Here is an 18014-nt window from a genome sequence, read left to right as displayed (position 1 = left end):
ATACTTCTAATTTTTGTTATTAATAATGACATTTACCACATTCAAGACCACCAATCGCATCCACAGTAATTTTGGTTTCATTACCGTACTGTTTTTTCAGTTTGTCATGCAGATTTTTGAAGTACTCTTTATTATAGCCGTTGTTCATATCCACTTCGGTTGTTCTGTGGCATTCTACACACCAACCCATCGTGAAATCGTTAGCCATACGTACAACGTTCATTGTATCTACCTGTCCGTGGCAAGCCTTACATACTACATCAATCTTAGCATTCGGATTTTTCTTGTTGTGTGAATTGATGATTACCTGTTCACCGGCCACAACGTGCTGAGAGTGATCGAAATATACAAAATCAGGCATGTTGTGAATTCTCACCCATTCCACCGGCTGTGTTTTGCCCGTGTACTGCTGTTTTGCCGGATCCCAGCCAGTAGCAGCATAGATTTTCTGGATTTCTCCGTCGTAGAAAGCTTTGTCTTTACCTGGCTCCATATACTTACCGTTATACTCGGAAATTGTACGGTGACAGTTCATACAAACGTTCATTGAAGGTATTTCGGAAACCTTACCATACTTCGCAGAAGAGTGACAAAGCTGACAATCGATTTTGTTTTCACCCACGTGAATTTTGTGGGAGAAATAGATTGGTTGCTCAGGCTTGTAACCTTTATAGACACCAATCCACATCAGGGAATTCCAGATTCCGTATGCTGCTAAAATCCCAAGAACTGCAAGCACACCTTTACCTACATAGTGGTATTTACGGTATAGCTCACCCCATGAAACAGCGCGGTTAACCTGCTGCTCGGCAAGTTCATCGCTCTGCTGAAGCTTTACAAGCTGATTAAGTTTCACTAGAAGCCAAAGCAGCAAAGCGCCAATGGCAACCATCGAAATCAGGATGATCTTGGAGTTTTGAGACTCGGTTTTAGAGGCTTCCAAATCTGCGGCCGATGGCGCTGCAGTAGCTGCATCTGCTGGTGCAGCAGCTTCTGGCACGGGTGGATTCGTCGTATACTCTAAAATATCGTCAATATCTGTATCCGATAGATTAGGGAAAGGCGTCATTTCCACCTTGTTGAACTTCTCGTAAACCTCTAGAGCGTACTTATCACCGGACTCACGAAGGGATTTGTTATCCTTGATCCACTTGTGCAACCAGTCTGTATCCAGATTCTGTTCAGTTTTCAATCGGTCTACCACACCACCGAGCGCGGGCCCGATGAGCTGCTTATCCAACGCGTGACATGCCGTACAGTTTGCCTTAAAAAGCTTTTCACCGTTCTTGGCATCGCCCTGAGCGTAAACAGAAGCACTGGTCGCGAGCAATAAACCTATTGCGATAAGACCCTTCTTGTAATGCTTTCTCCAACTAATCATTTATATAATATTGGGTTAGTAAAATATTTGAGTTTACTTTTCAATTGGGCAAAAATAGCACTTTTAACAGAAAATTAACGGGCGCGGCCGCCTGCAAACACGGAAGCGAGGTAATTTGTAATAATTCTAAATAATAAAAATTGGTATAATTTTTAATTGTCCTATTTTTGTTTAAAATTAACGGATGAAACAATTTTTCAAAATAATCCCAATACTTCTGTTTTCGATTTCAAATGTCGCTCATGCGCAACTGGTTACGAAAAACGACACTATTTCCGGCACGCCACTTATCACCAGCATGGACAAAAATGTGGCTGCACTTCTTGAAAATCTGGAAGAAAAATGCGCAACAGGCATTCGGCGGACTGATGAAGATTCTCCCTCGCGACCTGTGCGAGTGGTTACTCCGGAAAAAGAACTATCCAAAGCGGAAATTTGCCGCAGAAACCCACGAATCATGGGCTATAAGATTCAGCTTGCCGTGGTAAAAAGCAATGAGGAAGCCCGGGAAGTCGGGTTGTTCTTCCGTCGTCGGTTCCCGAATATGAAAGTGGAAATCGATGCTTCGCTAAGACCAAATTACAAAGTGATGGCCGGCAGCTATCTCAGCAAGCAGAGCGCCGCGTCAGACCTCTCGAAGATAAAACCACATTTCAAGTCGGCGATGGCCGTGCAGTACCGCGTTTTCTGTGTAGAGGCGAAATAATAAACGAACAAAATCAAAAAAGCTCCGGATTTTCCGGAGCTTTCTGTATGTAGAAAAGTTTTAGTTTTTTACCAAAAGCCTGAAACCTTCGCCATGTACGTTGATGATCTCTAATCCCGGATCATCTTTAAGCAGTTTTCTAAGCTTTGCGATGTAAACATCCATACTTCTTGCGGTGAAATAATTCTCTTTCTTCCAGATTTTTCTCAAAGCTAAATCTCTAGGCATGAAATCATTGCGGTGAAGACAAAGCAGTTTCAACAGCTCATTTTCCTTCGGCGAAAGTTTGTATTCATTGTCACCTACACGCAACTGTCTCAGCATTGAATCAAAGAAGATATTGCTGATCTTGAACTGTTCCTGTTCTTCATCCTCAGAAACGCTGCTGCGCTGAAGAATGGCTTTTATCTTATAGAGCAAAAGTTCTGTATCGAAAGGCTTGGTGATATAATCGTCAGCGCCCAGCTGGTAACCTTTCAGTATATCTTCCCGCATATTTCGTGCGGTAAGGAAAATGATAGGCGTATTTTTATCAATACGTTTTACATCTTCAGCAAGGCTGAAACCATCTTTTTTCGGCATCATCACATCAAAGATGCAGATATCGAATTCATTTTCGGTAAACTCTTTCAGTCCCTGTTCACCATCAGTGGCCAGTGTTACTTCAAAATTATTTATGGTAAGATAATCTTTCAAAACCGCGCCGAAACTCTGGTCATCTTCTACCAACAAAATCCTGTTGTTCATAATAATATTTGTTTTTTAGTTCTTAAAAATTTAAAAATAAGCTTCTACACCACCGGCAGTTTGATGGTGAAGGTACTTCCTGTACCTTTTTGAGACTCCACCAAAACTTGCCCTTTGTGCAGCTCAATAATCTTCTTCACATAAGAGAGACCGAGGCCCTGACCTTTCACATTGTGGATATTACCGGTTTCTTCACGGAAGAATTTTTCGAAGATCCGCGTTTTGTTACCCATATCCATCCCCATTCCCTGGTCTGAAATCTCTACCACGTACCAGTTTCCTTCGTTGCTGGTCTTCACTTTGATTTGCGGAGCGTCAGGAGAATATTTGTTGGCATTATCCAAGAGGTTGATCAGCGCGTTCGAAAGGTGGAATTCATCTACTTTGAAAACATAACGCTCTGCACGGAGTTCCTGCGTGAGGGTTCCGTTGCGTTGTGCGACAATCAGACCAAAAGATTCTGACAGTTCCTTTATTAAAGCGCGCACATCTGTTTCTTTAAGGAAGAGATTTACTTCATTACGCTCAAGTTTAGACATATTCAGCACGTTTTCCACCTGCTTTTTCATCCGAAGGTTTTCCTGTTTGATTAGTCCTGAATAATATTTGACTTTTTCGGGATTTGTCGCAATCTTGTCATTAGCCAAAGAATCTGTAGCTACCGAAATGGTTGCCAGCGGCGTCTTGAACTCGTGCGACATATTGTTGATGAAATCTGTCTTGACTTCCGCAATCTTCTTTTGGCGCATCATGTAATTGATCGAAATAATATAAATTCCGAGAATGGTAAGCAGCGACATGAAGGTTCCAAGCAACATCGGCAGGTTGTTCTTCGCCAGCGAATAATCTTTACGTGGGAAAACCAGTGCCAAGGTGTAAAGTGTGCGGTCTTTACTGTCGGTAAACAGTGGATAGGTATAGTTGCTCTTATCTTTCTGTTCCAAATAGGTATCGTTCACTATTTTGGTCATCGCGCTTCTCTTGTCGATCACTGCGAAACCAAATTTTGTGTTCAATCCGTTCAGCTTTAATTCTTTAGACAATACAGAATCAAGAATTGCAGCATTCACACGTCTTTCAACAGGCAGGTTGCTGGCATTCAGTTTGGCAAACTCGCGCAGCGCGTAGGTATTGTTATTGAAATCCCGGCTCATCTGCGCAGTCAGCGGTTCGGCCGCGTTTTCCTGGGTTTTTATCTTTAAAATTCCTTCGTCGGTGTAAAGTTTGGTCAGCAAAAGACTGTCACCAAGTGGCGAAATGGGAAAATTCTGGTTTTCTACAATGCTTTTCTGAAAGGTGATGGTTCGGCGGTTGGCAGAATCTGACGTTTGCTGAATATAAGTTTGGGTAGGGAGATTACTACTGTCTATGATGTTGTTGGCAAAATTCCGGTTGTCTATATTCAAATACTTCTCCACTTCTAACTGCTGCGTTTTGGTGGCCGCAGACTCCATCGCAGCATAGACTTTGTTCGAAAAGTCCTGGTTCAGTGCGGCGTAAAGTTCTTTGATCCAATATAGCTGCAGCGTGACGAACACTATCATAGAGATCGTCATCAGTACCGAAATGAATGGAATAAATCTGTTGTTCATCCTTAGCTTTTAATCTTCAAATGTTAAAATTAGTCATTTTAAGAATATATAAACGTCTAAATGATTAATATAGTATGGAAAAATTCTTAAAACCAGTGTTTTTAACTATTTCCATTTAAATTAAAGATTAATGACATACCGATATCATTAACGATTATTCACCTAAATTTGTTTAAAAATAACATAATGACAAACGAATTGGTTTTTAACAGAGATTACGATGCGGCGCAGGTTTTTGTAATGAAGGTTTTTCCACAGGATGTGACGACCGTCTGGAAATTTTTCACGCGTGCAGAACTTTTGGATCAATGGTGGGCACCAAGACCCTGGAAATGTGAAACCTCAAATTTAGATGTCACTGAAGGCGGAAAATGGATCTATGCAATGGTAGGTCCGGAAGGAGAAAAGCATTTTGCCGGCGCCAACTACCACGAAATCAACTGGCACAGAAGTTTCGACTGGACAGATTACTTTATGGACCAAAACGGTGAGATCGATCACAATCTGCCGGAAGTGAAATGGCTTTTCGGGTTTACAGGCGTAGAAGAAGGCACAAAACTTACCATCAATATTCATTTTGCAGACTCATCTGAGATGACGCAGCTACTGGAAATGGGTTTTGAGCAAGGTTTCACAGCCGGGCTTAATCAGCTTGAGGAACTTCTGAATCAAACAGATTCTCGTCAATAAAATACTGGATAATCGCTTTTTTCATCAGGATTTGCTGCTCGTTCGGTTTCAGTTCGGGCAGTTTTTCGAGTTCTGTAAAATGCGGGTAGCCATCATCGTCGTAGTGTGAGAATGCATAATACCCAAATGGTTGCAATAGCCTACACACCGCGATATGCAGAATATTCAGCTTATCATCTTTAGTATATTTCTGCTGACCGCTGCCAAGTTCCTGAACACCGATCAGGAAAAGTATCGTGTCGATCTGCGGATGTTTATCAGTATCGAAATTCCGCTGGAAAAACGATTCTACCTCTGCCCAAAGTTCGCTGTCTGATTTATTTTCCATGAATTCTGTTTTCTAATTTGAGGATGAACGCATATTCCAGCGCATCTTCTTTAAGTGATTCAAATCTGCCGGAAGCCCCGCCGTGCCCCGCGCTCATATCGGTTTTTAAAAGGAGTAGATTGTCATCAGTCTTCATTTCACGCAGTTTGGCGGTCCATTTTGCAGGCTCCCAATACTGGACTTGAGAATCGTGCAAACCTGTCGTAATAAGCATATTCGGATAATCTGTCGCTTTAATGTTATCATATGGCGAGTAAGACTTCATATAATGGTAATATTCTTCCTCGTGCGGATTTCCCCATTCATCATATTCGCCCGTCGTAAGCGGAATGGAATCATCGAGCATCGTAGTGACCACATCCACAAACGGAACCTGTGCTACCACACCATTAAAAAGCTGAGGCTCTTCATTTACTACCGCACCAACAAGCAGACCGCCGGCGCTGCCACCCATTGCATAAAGATGTTTTTCGGACGTGTAATTTTCTGAAATCAAAAATTTAGCAGCGTCTATGAAATCGTAGAATGTATTCTTTTTGCTGAGCATTTTGCCCTCCTCGTACCATTCGCGGCCAAGATATTCACCGCCGCGAACGTGCGCGATCGCGTAGGTAAATCCGCGGTCGAGCAAAGACAGCCTGACATTAGAAAAAGCCGCATCTACCGTGTGGCCATAACTTCCATAACCATAAAGCAATAGCGGTGTATCGGCTGATTTTTGTGTGGTTTTATGATACACGAGCGAAATCGGTATTTCGTTTTCACCATCGCGGGACGGCGCCCAAATCCTTTCCGAAATATAATTTTCCTTTGAAAAATTTCCGCCTAGTACTTCATGCACTTTCAATATTTCGGTAGTCCGGTTGTGCATATCATATTGCAGCACGGCATTCGGATGCGTCAATGAAGTATAGCCATATACCAGTTTTTCGGTCTTGAACTCTAAATTCAAGCCGATGAACGCCGTGTAGGTTGGTTCACTAAATTCAATGTAATGTGAATTTCCCGTTTCATTCTCGATGATCTTGATGTACAGCAAACCTTCGGTTCTCTCTTCCAGCACGAAAAAATCACGGAAAATCTCAAAACCTTCAAGTAAAGTTTCCGGTCTGTGCGGCACGATATCTTCCCAAAACTCAATTCCGGGATCAGAAACCTTGGTTTTTACTATTTTAAAATTGGTGGCATCATCGGCATTGGTAATGATGTAGAATTCATCTTTGTAATGTTCTACGGAATATTCCAAATCCTCCGTGCGTGGCTGTATGATCTGCCAATCTGCAAAGACATCGCCGGACGGAATAAAACACATCTCATCTGAAACCGAACTTGAACTGGAAATAAAAATATATTCTAAAGACTTCGTTTTGAATACATTGACATCGAACGTTTCATCTTCCTCATGAAAGATCAGCACATCTTCGGCAGGATCCGTCCCAAGGCGGTGGCGGAAAACCTGGAATGCGCGCAGGCTTTCATCTTTCCGGATATAAAAAACATGTTCGTTATCATCGGCCCAAACAGCTTTTCCGGTAGTATTTTCGATTCTGTCTTCAAAATTCTCTCCGGTTTCCAAATTTTTGAAACAGATTGTATAGATGCGGCGGCCAAGGTCGTCGAAGGAATAGCTCATCAGCCTGTTGTTGGGCGAAACTGCGAGACTTGCCACCTCCATATACTGCTGCCCGATGGCTAAAACATTCACATCAAGCAAGATTTCTTCCTCGTTGTCGAGCGTTTGAAACTTTCGGCTGAAAATTGGATATTCTTTTCCAATCTCGTACCGTACGATATACCAGTATTCATTGAAAAAGTAAGGCAGACTTTGGTCATCTTCCTTATATCTTGCTTTCATCTCTTCAAAGAGAAGTTCCTGCAAATCCTCGGTATCGCGCATCTGGTGGTCACAGTACGCATTTTCTTCCTCAAGATATTTTATCACCTCCGCATTCTCGCGTTCATTAAGCCAGTAGTACGGGTCATTCCGCTCATGGCCATGGGTTGTGAGTATTTTATCTATTTTCTTTGCTTTTGGAGCATTCATCGTATGTAAATCTGGCAGTTGGTATGCTGCATCTTTTTAATTAAAAACAAAAAGCTGCCTTAATCCATTGAAAAAGACAGCCTGTATATCATGACGATGCAATCTATTTGTTGCTCGCCCTTATGAACTTCTCAATGGCCATCGTCATAGACGGGCTTTCTTTTGTTGGCGCCATCACGTCTACACGTAAACCGGCGTCTTTTGCAGTCTGCTCAGTTGCATTACCGAAAACAGCGATTTTGGTATCGCCCTGTTCAAAATTCGGGAAGTTCGAGCGCAGCGAACGGATACCTTGCGGCGTAAAAAACACCAACATATCATATTCGTCAATCGAGATATCGCTCAGGTCACTGCTTACCGTGCGGTACATTGTGGCAGGAGACCACTCTATCCCGGCTGCTTCCAAAACTTTCAGCGTGTCCGGACTCACCGTTTCCCCCGAAGGCAAAAGATACTTCTCAGACGGAAACTTCTTGAAGAGCGGCAACAGATCGGCAAAAGTTCTTTCACCAAAAGAGATTCTGCGTTTGCGGTAAACTATATGTTTCTGAAGATAGTTGGCAATCGCCTCAGAAAGGCAGATATAACGCATAGAATCCGGCACGGCAAAGCGCATCTCTTCAGCCAGACGGAAATAATGATCAATCGCGTTCTTGCTGGTGAAAATAATTCCGGTGAAATGAGAAAGATCAATCTTCTGCGTCCTTAACTCTTTCGCATCCACGCCTTCAACATGTATGAAGTGCCTGAAATCAATCCTGATTTTTTCCTTTTTAGCCATCTCGAGATACGGAGAAGATTCATTCGGAGCAGGCTGTGAAACAAGTATAGATTTTATTTTCATCATCAATAATTTGTTAAACAAATAAGACTTTCCACAGTACCAAAACAGGTACAATTTGGAGGGTGCAAATATACAAAAATTTATAATACCATTTTTGAGGCAGTATAGCTTCAGGCTGCATCAGATAAAATATATTTTTAAATATGAACATCGCCAGAAACAGGATTATAGAAAACATAAAGAAGGAATCCCGGTCTGTAATCACGTAAAACTGAGCCACATTTAAGATGATAAGCAAAACCGAAAAGACAAAATAGAACTTACCCGCTGTAAAATAAAACCGCTCCCACCTGCGCGATGCGCCTGTTCCGGCGAAAAGCAGAAAACCGAGTCCGGTCCGTAACAGATAAAAAATTGAAACAATGATGAGGGTAAAACCGAATTTATTGAGCTCATAGCCAAAAAACGGAAATTGCCGTACAAATTTTGGCACTATAGGTATGAATTGAGACAGCGCCGTCGCAAACATCAGTGAATAGACGACGCTGATGGTTGCCCAACTGAGAAAGCTATTGGTAGCATCGGGAAATTTCTGCAGCAAAAACTCGGGTAACGAAGACTCGCGCTGAAGAGACCGCAGCATGAACAGGAGCAGGAAAATGCAGCCTGTAATAAGAAGTATAACCCAATCGTTATCCTGCGCGAGGCGTATCAATTTGTATTTTTTTGCAAAAGTAAGCATTCGCAGGCAAACCGCAGCCCTTCGTTTGGTCTTAGATAAATGGCAAGCTTCAGTGGCAACATCAGCAAAGCGGGAAAAGATTATCTTTGCAAATTATTTACACGGATGAAGAAACTGGTTATAATCCCGACCTACAACGAAAAAGAAAACATCGCGCAGATCATTTCGGCCGTTTTTTCGCTGGAAATGGAATTTGATATTTTAGTGGTAGACGATTCTTCTCCGGATGGCACCGCAAAGATCGTACAGGAACTGCAGGCGGTTTATCCCGAAAGGCTTCACCTCAGTGTCCGCCAGGTAAAGGACGGGCTCGGTAAAGCGTATCTGCACGGATTCCGTTGGGCATTAGAACACGGTTTCGACTATGTTTTTGAGATGGATGCGGATTTTTCACATAACCCAAAGGATCTTCCACGGTTGTTTGAAGCTTGCCTGAATGCCGATATGAGCGTCGGTTCCCGATATTCAAAAGGGGTAAATGTAGTGAACTGGCCGATGGGTCGCGTACTGCTGTCTTATTTTGCTTCGAAATATGTGCGTTTTATCCTCGGTATTCCGGTGCATGACACTACGGCGGGTTTCGTGTGTTTCTCCAGACGTGTATTGGAAAATATCGGTTTGGATGATATTAAACTTAAAGGTTACGGTTTTCAGATTGAAATGAAATACCGCGCGTACAAAAAAGGTTTTCAGATCGTGGAAGTGCCGATCATCTTTACAAACCGCGAACTCGGCGCGAGCAAAATGCATGGCGGAATCATTCACGAAGCGGTTTTTGGCGTTTTAAACCTTAAACTTAAATCATGGCTGGGCAAATTATGAAGCTTTTTCATTATTTATTCTTAATGTTTTTTCTGATGAGCTGTTCCGAATTGGTTCAGCCTCCAAAAAAGCTATTGCCTAAAGACCAGATGGCTGAGATCATCGCCGAACTGGCGCTGACGGATCAACTCAACAACTACATTCCCGGAACAAATACCGAAAACGCGGCCCGTTTCGTACTGAAAGAGCAAAAAATAAAGGCCGCCGACTTCAATGAAAGTTATGAATATTACCTCGCCACCGGCGAACTCGATAAAATATTAGATGATGCGCAGGAGATAATTTTGGACAAAGACCCAAAAGCCGCCGAATACATCAGAAAAAAAATTAAAGAAAACAACACGACTACTGTACTCGAAAAATAATATGACAGACCCATTCTTCAAAATAGATAAAACCACCACCGGCAAGGCGCGCGCCGGCCTCATCACTACCGATCACGGTACCATTCAGACCCCGATCTTCATGCCTGTGGGCACCGTAGCTTCTGTAAAAACAGTACATCAACGCGAATTGCGCGATGACATCAAAGCACAGATCATACTTGGAAATACCTATCACCTGAATCTTAGACCTAAAATGGATGTAATGCAGGCGGCAGGCGGCTTGCACAAGTTCATGAACTGGGATTTACCGATCCTTACTGATTCCGGTGGTTACCAGGTTTTTTCACTTTCAAAATCGAGGAAACTGAACGAAGAAGGCGTGAGATTCAAATCGCACATTGACGGCAGCACGCATTTCATCTCACCCGAAAAATCGATGGAGATCCAAAGACAGATCGGCGCAGATATATTTATGGCTTTTGATGAATGTACGCCTTATCCTTGTGAGTACAATTTAGCCAAAACCTCGATGGAAATGACGCATCGCTGGCTCAGACGCTGCATTGAATGGACTGAAGAAAACCCGGAAATCTACGGACACAAGCAACGGCTTTTTCCGATCGTGCAGGGTTCTACGTATTCTGACCTGCGTAAAATCTCAGCCGAATTCATTTCAGAACAAAATGCAGAAGGCAACGCAATCGGTGGACTTTCCGTGGGAGAACCTGAGGAAGAAATGTACCGCATCACAGATGAAGTGACAGACATCCTGCCAAAAGACAAGCCGCGCTATCTGATGGGCGTAGGAACTCCATGGAATATTTTGGAATCAATAGGTCTCGGAATTGATATGATGGATTGTGTAATGCCAACCCGCAACGCCAGAAACGCAATGCTTTTCACCTGGAAAGGAGTGATGAATATGAAAAACGAGAAGTGGAAAGACGATTTTTCACCGCTCGACGAGTTCGGCACCAGTTATGTGGATTCTGAATATTCAAAAGCGTACGTTCGGCATCTGTTCGTTTCGAAAGAATATCTCTCAAAGCAAATCGCGTCGGTTCACAACCTCGCTTTTTACCTAGATTTGGTTCGTGTGGCGCGTCAGCATATCATAGCCGGAGATTTTTACGAATGGAAAGATTCTGTAGTTCCGGTACTTAAACAGCGACTCTAAGGTTTTTTGAATGAAAATCATTGATTTACATATCATCAAGAAATACCTCGGCACTTTTGCATTTATGCTCGGGCTGCTGACGTTGATCGTACTTATCATTGATGTTCAGGCCAAAGCTCCGCGAATAGAATCGAATGGTTTCTCTGTGACTGAGTTTTTGATCGAATTTTATCCGTATTGGATTGTGAATCTTATCATTACCTTCATGTCGATCCTGGTCTTCATATCCGTAATTTTCTTTACCTCGCGGATGGCCAATAACACGGAGATTGTGGCCATCATCAGTTCAGGCGCGAGTTTTCACCGGTTTGCGCGTCCTTATCTGATCACGTCCACTTTCATCGCCGGTGTTGCGCTGCTTTTGAACCATTTCGTGCTTCCGCGCGCCAATGTGAAGAAAAACGAACTCGAACCTTATACCTATTCAGCCAAGTCCCGTGAGGAATATATTGGAAATGTGGAAGTTGCGGCACAGCTTTCGAAAACTGAATACATCTTCATCAAAAGCTACAACCAAAAAGAAAGGCGCGGATCCGGCTTCATGTATCAGAAATTCGATAAAAACCGGAAACTGACCTACCAGATCATCGCCAATGAATTCAATTGGGATGATAAAAAGCAACATTTTGTACTGAATAATTATCTGGAGAAGACCGTACGCACAAACGATACTGAAAAACTGGGTAACGGTGACGTAATGACGAAAGCTTTCGGCCATCCGCCGGAGGAGCTTTTCCCAGGCGTCTTATTGGGTCAGAACAAAACAACGCCAGAACTCATTAGCTTTATCGATCGTGAAAAGGAAAAAGGAAATGCAAATCTGGGAAATTACCTGAATGAGTTGCACCAAAGAACGTCGATGCCTGTTTCGGTGATTATCCTTACGTTTTTGGGTCTTTCACTCGCCTCGCAGAAAAAGCGCGGCGGCCTTGGCGCTAACTTAGCCATCGGGATTTCGCTTGCATTTCTGTTTGTGTTTTCGTTTGAAGCTCTAAAAGTGGTTTCAAAGAACCAAACTATTCCACCATTGCTGGCGATGTGGCTGCCGAATCTCGTTTTCGGGCCGGTGGCACTTTATCTTTATTTTAAAAGAGCCAATCAGTAGAGCAACTCTATTTCTTTGTGAAAAAAGCGCTGTAAACCGTCGTTTTCAAGTTCTACCCAAAGAAATCCGTCCGCATCCACATTCCGGATTATGCCATTTTGTCTCGTACCGCCGGTTTCAAATACCGACACTTCGTTTTTTCTGAAAAGGTTTAAATTCAAACTGTTCATCAAATTTTCAACTGAAAAACTACAGCGCAAATTCTGGTTCAGTTCCGCATATAATGTTTCTGCAAATGCATGTGGATCAAGCTTTTGGCCTGTTTGAGTAAATATTGAACCGGCTTTTCCCAACCCTGGAAATTCATCCTGAAGAATATTTACGCCAATCCCGATAATAAAATATTCCTCAGAATCTACTTTAATCTTTTCGGTAAGCAGGCCGGCAATCTTTTTACTTTTGATAATCAAGTCATTTGGCCACTTTATTTCAACGTGTGCAGCGGTCATTTTGGCTATTAAATCCCGTGTGAGCAGCGCGGTACGGAAATTGACGAACTGCTGCAGATTCGTAAAGTATCTTGTAGATACAGCAATCGAGAACGCGAGGTTTTGGTCCCGCGGCATATACCAGGTATTGCCAAATTGCCCGCGACCTGCTGTTTGATAGAGTGTATAAACTGCGCAGACATCATTTTGCGATGCCGTAATCAATTTTATGATTTCGTCGTTAGTAGATTTGCATTCTTTAAGAAAAACAGGCCTTGGCATTATGAAAACTTTAAGACGTAGTGTGCCGCAAAGGTGACTCAAATTAAATAAAAAAACAATAAATTTGCAGACTATATTAAATTTTTAATGAATAAAAACATTGACAAACAACAGCTTACCAATAAAATTGTAGAAGCAATACAAGATACCAAAGGAGAAGACATCATGATCTTCGATCTTTCAAAAATTGAAAACTCCGTAGCACAAACTTTTATCATCTGTACGGGAAACTCTAATACTCAGGTTTCTGCCATCTCAGGAAATATTGAAAAAAAGGTTCGAAATGAACTGCAGGATCGGCCCTGGCATGTAGAAGGTACCGAAAATTCTCTGTGGGTCCTGCTCGATTACGTTTCAGTAGTAGTGCACGTCTTCCAAAGACAAACCAGGGAATATTATGACATCGAGGAGCTTTGGGGCGACGCGGTGATCACAAAAATTGAAAATAATTAATTGCATTTGACGGAATCCTTTTTCGTCAAAATTTTTATAGAAAAATATGAATAAAAATAAAGGCTTTAACTGGTTTTTCCCGATTATAATAACGGCAATATTGCTCATTTTCTTTACGAACATGAACAGCGATTCCGGCGCGAACACGCTGGATGAAGAAGGTTTCTACACCTTGCTTCAGCAGGGAAAAATCGAGGATGTACTGATCTATAAAGACACCGAAAAAGCTGACGTTTTCCTTACAAAAGCTGCCAAAGCCGAAAAAGCCAGCAAGCAGCCAGCGACGGAGCGCAGCCCGTTTTCATCTTTTGATTTTGCACCGAAACCCGATTATACGCTGAGTTTTGGTGACCTTCAGCTTTTCCTCGAAAAATTTGACAAGATAAAAGCAGATAATCCTGCGCTCCCTACCAAGAAAGATTATGGAATCGGTAAAAACCCGATGACAGAACTGCTTTTCACCGCCTTGTTCTGGATCGGTATCATGGCACTTTTCTATTTCGTGATCTTTCGCCGAATGATGGGCGGTGGTGGCAACAGCCCGGGCGGACAGATTTTCTCAATTGGGAAATCGCGCGCGAAACTGTTTGACGAAAAAGATAAGATTCAAATTACATTTAAAGATGTAGCCGGTCTTGAAGGAGCGAAAGAAGAAGTGCAGGAAGTAGTAGATTTCCTTAAAAATTCCGATAAATACACGAAACTTGGTGGTAAGATCCCGAAGGGTGTTCTACTTGTTGGCCCTCCGGGCACCGGTAAAACCCTGCTTGCAAAAGCTGTAGCCGGCGAAGCGAAAGTACCTTTCTTCTCGCTGTCAGGTTCAGATTTCGTGGAAATGTTCGTAGGTGTAGGAGCATCACGGGTGCGTGACCTTTTTGCACAGGCAAAACTTAAATCTCCTGCGATTATATTCATTGATGAAATTGACGCTATCGGTCGTGCCAGAGGTAAAGGAAATTTCACCGGTGGCAATGATGAGCGTGAGAACACACTTAACCAGCTTCTTACGGAAATGGATGGTTTCGGAACCGATACCAACGTTATCGTGATGGCCGCGACCAACCGTGCAGATATCCTAGACAAAGCTTTGATGCGTGCGGGAAGATTTGACCGTTCGATCTATGTGGATTTACCCGAACTGCATGAACGTAAAGAAATATTTGATGTTCACCTGGCTAAAATTAAACTGGATGATAACATCGACCGCGAATTTTTGGCTAAGCAAACGCCAGGGTTCAGCGGCGCTGATATCGCGAATGTCTGTAATGAAGCTGCACTTATCGCAGCCCGAAACGGACATGAATCTGTGACTAAGCAAGACTTCCTCGATGCCGTAGACCGAATAATCGGCGGGCTCGAGAAGAAGAATAAAGCCATCAAACCATCAGAAAAACGCAGAGTTGCTTATCACGAAGCTGGGCATGCCACTATTTCCTGGCTGGTAGAGCACGCAGCACCTTTGCTGAAGGTAACTATCGTTCCCCGCGGCCGTTCACTGGGTGCGGCTTGGTACTTACCGGAGGAGCGTCAGCTTACGACAACCGAACAGATGTACGATGAACTTTGCGCCACTTTAGGCGGTAGAGCAGCCGAGCAGGTAACTTTTGGTAACATCTCCACGGGAGCGCTTTCAGACCTTGAAAGAGTGACGAAACAGGCGCAGGCAATGGTTACGATCTACGGTCTTAACGATAAATTGGGGAACATTTCATATTACGACAGTTCAGGCCAATCTGAATACAGTTTTGGGAAACCTTATTCTGACCAGACGGCGAAGATGATTGACGAAGAGATTTCAAAGATCATCGAAACCCAATATCAGCGTGCCATCAACATTCTCGCGGAAAACCGGGACAAACTGGATGCATTAGCCGCAAAATTGCTCGAGAAAGAAGTGATATTCCGCGAAGATCTGGAAGAAATTTTCGGTCAGCGCGCCTGGGATCCGGAACTTACGGAAAGACCGGTTTCAAATACACAAGTAATTGAGAACGAAACGCCTGACGTAGTGCAGGCTCCGGAATCTGGAACACAGATTTAACAATTAAATAAAATATCCTGGTAGCAGTTTTCAGATTGTCGTCAGGATATTTCTCTTCTTATTAAATTTAATGCAATAATTTTCTATTTTTGTAATAATAACAGCAAACCAGCAGGAAATTGAGTCTCTTTAATTTTAAAAAAATTGTCGGAAAAATTCTGAATCAACCCACTGAGGATGAGGAACAGGATTTGGTAAAACTGGGAGACCAATTGAAAAACGCTGATTTGGATTACAAATTCGCTCAGCTTTTCACCCACTCCGGCGGAATTTTTAATTATTGTGCGGACGAAGCCGAAGCGCTGCAGACATTAAACAAAATACTTAAGATCGAGGATGTAAAATCTGTATTCTGCTGGGATCACGATTTAAAGAACTTCCTTGATGTGGTGAATGTTCCTTACACCACAGAACTCGAGCTCTTCAATGACTGTGCACTGATTACCTGCGAATATCTAATTGCTTTTGACGGACGCATCATGCTCTCGCATCACAATATTCTGCATTATCATTCTTCACGCCTTCCTTCGAAGATCATTATCATGGCCAATGTCTCGCAGATTGTCACCAATCTGAATGACGCGATGAGCAAGATAAAACGTGACGGAAACATCCGGAATCTTACCTCAATCAGCGGCAGCAATTCCAAACTTGACACGCCGAATAAGGACAATACAAAACTTTTCTTACTTTTGCTCGAAGATTAAGGCTTTCTGAAGTCTGATTCGCAAATTCTAACCCAGAAAACTTTTGGATAAAAATCTACTACAACGGCTGTTTGGCGGTGCCATCTATGGTTTGCTCGTGATACTGTGCACCACTCCGCTTGGCGCAAAACTTATCAACGGGCTCTCACCAGGTCTCGTGCAGCAACAGCATCTCTATTACGGACTCATCACCTTTTTTCTCTTTGCCGGCGCGTGGGAATGTGTGAAAATAATGAAGTTTGACCCAAAAAGCTGGGAAAAATGGGTTGTTTTCCCCATAATCGTATTTGTATTTTACCGCTTCTCCAACCGCTTTTTTAATCAGGGTTTTTATTATAATTATAGCCTCTCCGAATTTCTCGCTCTGTCATTAATCGTGATTGCCGTTGTCACTTTATTCAGGTTCTCAAAAGAACTTTATTATGACAATGGCAAACTCATTTTCACCATCATATACACAGCAATTCCTTTCAGTTTTGCGCTGGCTTTACCGCAGTTTACTTCCACTGATTTTTCGCTCGAAGTATTCTTTCTGTTTGTACTGATCTGGAGCAGTGACAGTTTTGCATTTTTTACCGGAAAATTTTTCGGAAAACATAAAATGGCGCCCAAAATTTCGCCCAAAAAAACTTGGGAAGGATTTGCCGGCGGTGTGATATTAACCATGGTTGCTGGATTCTTTATCGAACAGTACCATCCGGACCTGCGTGGAAACTGGATGATTGTTGGGCTTTTGGTAGCTGTATTTGCGCCGCTGGGAGATTTAGTTGAAAGTCAGCTGAAGCGCACTTTTGGCGTGAAAGATTCCGGGAAGATTATTCCGGGTCATGGCGGAATCCTGGATCGGCTCGACAGTTTTATTATCTGTGTGCCTGTCGTATATTTGTATTTTGTTTTAGAAAATCTTATTTAGCATACAGATGAAATTACACAAAGAGTCCACTGGAACAATCGTCGTGGCGAGCATCGTATTCGCAATCGTCGCCTTTCTGTCGGTCTATTACCTTGAACAGTGGTCGCTTTTGATTATTGTACCTATCCTTATTCTTTACGGACTTGTCTTCTGGTTTTTCCGCGTTCCAAACCGTGATATTCTCGATCACAAAGAAAATGTCATCGCGCCTGTAGATGGTAAAGTGGTGATGATAAAAGAAGTATTTGAAGGCGAGTTTCTGCATGATAAAGCCATCCAGATTTCTATTTTCATGTCACCGCTTAATGTGCATATCTGCCGTTATCCGGTGTCGGGACAGGTTATCTATAAAAAGTATCATCCCGGAAAATATCTCGTAGCTTGGCATGAAAAATCTTCTACTGATAACGAACGCACCACTGTGGCTGTAGAAAGCAAGACCAATCATAAAATAGTCTTTCGCCAAATCGCAGGTTACGTAGCGCGACGCATCGTTTTTTACTGTAACGAGGGCGATCAGGCCAAAGCAGGACACGAGTTCGGATTCATCAAGTTCGGCTCCCGGATGGATGTCTTCCTTCCGGTTGATACCGAAATTTTGTGCAAGATTGGCGACAAAACCAAGGGTGGAATCAATGTAATCGCGCGCATGAACGAATAAATTCCTCCTTCCTTGTTAATGATCCAAACAAGTCCAGGTTTTCCAGTCTGGGCTTTTTTTGTTATTTTTAAATGCATCTAACCGA

At 42.8% G+C, this 18014-nt stretch carries 19 protein-coding genes; 11 read left to right on the top strand and 8 right to left on the bottom strand.

Annotated features, from left to right (window positions below):
• Window positions 1-19: 19 nt before the first annotated feature.
• Window positions 20-1381 (bottom strand): c-type cytochrome, encoded by a 1362-nt coding sequence (locus H9628_RS03330; RefSeq protein WP_251832694.1) that lies wholly within the window; start codon window positions 1379-1381, stop codon window positions 20-22.
• Window positions 1382-1565: 184 nt separating this feature from the next.
• On the opposite strand from H9628_RS03330, the gene H9628_RS03325 reads away from it, so the two are divergent.
• Window positions 1566-2087 carry an SPOR domain-containing protein gene (locus H9628_RS03325; protein ID WP_251832693.1) on the top strand — a complete coding sequence of 174 codons (522 nt, stop codon included), beginning with the start codon at window positions 1566-1568 and terminating at the stop codon, window positions 2085-2087.
• Window positions 2088-2147: 60 nt separating this feature from the next.
• On the opposite strand, the gene H9628_RS03320 is transcribed toward H9628_RS03325, so the two are convergent.
• Together H9628_RS03320 and H9628_RS03315 are read right to left on the bottom strand one after the other, a co-directional pair.
• Entirely contained in the window at window positions 2148-2834 is a 687-nt protein-coding gene (locus H9628_RS03320) for a response regulator transcription factor (RefSeq protein ID WP_251832692.1), read from the bottom strand.
• A 44-nt stretch (window positions 2835-2878) separates the two neighbouring features.
• Entirely contained in the window at window positions 2879-4426 is a 1548-nt protein-coding gene (locus H9628_RS03315; protein ID WP_251832691.1) for a sensor histidine kinase, read from the bottom strand.
• 186 nt (window positions 4427-4612) lie between these two features.
• Here H9628_RS03315 and H9628_RS03310 point away from each other — a divergent pair, with 186 nt between their 5' ends.
• Complete coding sequence (locus H9628_RS03310) at window positions 4613-5116, top strand: SRPBCC family protein (protein WP_251832690.1); 504 nt, start codon at window positions 4613-4615, stop codon at window positions 5114-5116.
• Here H9628_RS03310 and H9628_RS03305 read toward each other — a convergent pair.
• The 4 genes from H9628_RS03305 to H9628_RS03290 form a co-directional block, all read right to left on the bottom strand.
• Entirely contained in the window at window positions 5070-5444 is a 375-nt protein-coding gene (locus H9628_RS03305) for a hypothetical protein (RefSeq protein ID WP_251832689.1), read from the bottom strand. The genes H9628_RS03310 and H9628_RS03305 overlap by 47 nt on opposite strands.
• Window positions 5434-7488, bottom strand: a complete 2055-nt coding sequence (locus tag H9628_RS03300) for a S9 family peptidase (protein WP_251832688.1) — start codon at window positions 7486-7488, stop codon at window positions 5434-5436. The genes H9628_RS03305 and H9628_RS03300 overlap by 11 nt, the downstream gene beginning before the upstream one ends.
• 103 nt (window positions 7489-7591) lie before the next feature.
• Window positions 7592-8332: a uroporphyrinogen-III synthase gene (locus tag H9628_RS03295; protein ID WP_251832915.1), complete on the bottom strand. Its 741-nt coding sequence runs from the start codon at window positions 8330-8332 to the stop codon at window positions 7592-7594.
• Between the two features lie 13 nt (window positions 8333-8345).
• A complete protein-coding gene (locus H9628_RS03290; protein WP_251832687.1) occupies window positions 8346-8987 on the bottom strand; it encodes a DUF4271 domain-containing protein in 642 nt (213 codons plus the stop codon).
• Window positions 8988-9119: 132 nt separating this feature from the next.
• Between H9628_RS03290 and H9628_RS03285 the strand changes: the two genes are divergently transcribed.
• Genes H9628_RS03285 through H9628_RS03270 form a run of 4 tightly spaced genes read left to right on the top strand, consistent with a single transcriptional unit; the run spans window position 9120 to window position 12444 of the window.
• Window positions 9120-9836, top strand: a complete 717-nt coding sequence (locus tag H9628_RS03285; RefSeq protein WP_251832686.1) for a polyprenol monophosphomannose synthase — start codon at window positions 9120-9122, stop codon at window positions 9834-9836.
• Entirely contained in the window at window positions 9833-10201 is a 369-nt protein-coding gene (locus H9628_RS03280) for a DUF4296 domain-containing protein (protein WP_251832685.1), read from the top strand. The genes H9628_RS03285 and H9628_RS03280 overlap by 4 nt, the downstream gene beginning before the upstream one ends.
• Before the next feature lies 1 nt (window position 10202).
• Window positions 10203-11339, top strand: a complete 1137-nt coding sequence (tgt, locus tag H9628_RS03275) for a tRNA guanosine(34) transglycosylase Tgt (protein WP_251832684.1) — start codon at window positions 10203-10205, stop codon at window positions 11337-11339.
• A 10-nt stretch (window positions 11340-11349) separates the two neighbouring features.
• Window positions 11350-12444 (top strand): LptF/LptG family permease, encoded by a 1095-nt coding sequence (locus H9628_RS03270; protein WP_251832683.1) that lies wholly within the window; start codon window positions 11350-11352, stop codon window positions 12442-12444.
• Here the strand turns inward: H9628_RS03270 and H9628_RS03265 are convergent.
• On the bottom strand, window positions 12438-13154 hold the full coding sequence (locus H9628_RS03265; protein ID WP_251832682.1) for a biotin--[acetyl-CoA-carboxylase] ligase: 717 nt from the start codon (window positions 13152-13154) through the stop codon (window positions 12438-12440). The two genes, H9628_RS03270 and H9628_RS03265, sit on opposite strands and share 7 nt — an antisense overlap.
• An 87-nt stretch (window positions 13155-13241) precedes the next feature.
• On the opposite strand from H9628_RS03265, the gene rsfS reads away from it, so the two are divergent.
• The 5 genes from rsfS (at window position 13242) to H9628_RS03240 (ending at window position 17929) form a co-directional block, all read left to right on the top strand.
• Window positions 13242-13607, top strand: a complete 366-nt coding sequence (gene rsfS, locus H9628_RS03260) for a ribosome silencing factor (protein ID WP_251832681.1) — start codon at window positions 13242-13244, stop codon at window positions 13605-13607.
• Between the two features lie 46 nt (window positions 13608-13653).
• The gene (gene ftsH, locus H9628_RS03255; protein WP_251832680.1) at window positions 13654-15648 is read left to right on the top strand and encodes an ATP-dependent zinc metalloprotease FtsH; all 1995 of its coding nucleotides are present in this window, start codon (window positions 13654-13656) and stop codon (window positions 15646-15648) included.
• Window positions 15649-15767: 119 nt separating this feature from the next.
• A complete protein-coding gene (locus H9628_RS03250) occupies window positions 15768-16355 on the top strand; it encodes an LUD domain-containing protein (protein WP_251832679.1) in 588 nt (195 codons plus the stop codon).
• A gap of 43 nt (window positions 16356-16398) precedes the next feature.
• Window positions 16399-17268 (top strand): phosphatidate cytidylyltransferase, encoded by an 870-nt coding sequence (locus H9628_RS03245; protein WP_251832678.1) that lies wholly within the window; start codon window positions 16399-16401, stop codon window positions 17266-17268.
• 7 nt (window positions 17269-17275) lie between these two features.
• Complete coding sequence (locus H9628_RS03240) at window positions 17276-17929, top strand: phosphatidylserine decarboxylase family protein (RefSeq protein WP_251832677.1); 654 nt, start codon at window positions 17276-17278, stop codon at window positions 17927-17929.
• The last annotated feature ends 85 nt before the right edge of the window (window positions 17930-18014 follow it).

The organism is Kaistella pullorum (assembly GCF_014837035.1).
Lineage (GTDB): Bacteria > Bacteroidota > Bacteroidia > Flavobacteriales > Weeksellaceae > Kaistella > Kaistella rhinocerotis.
This window is presented reverse-complemented; position numbering and strand designations above follow the sequence as displayed.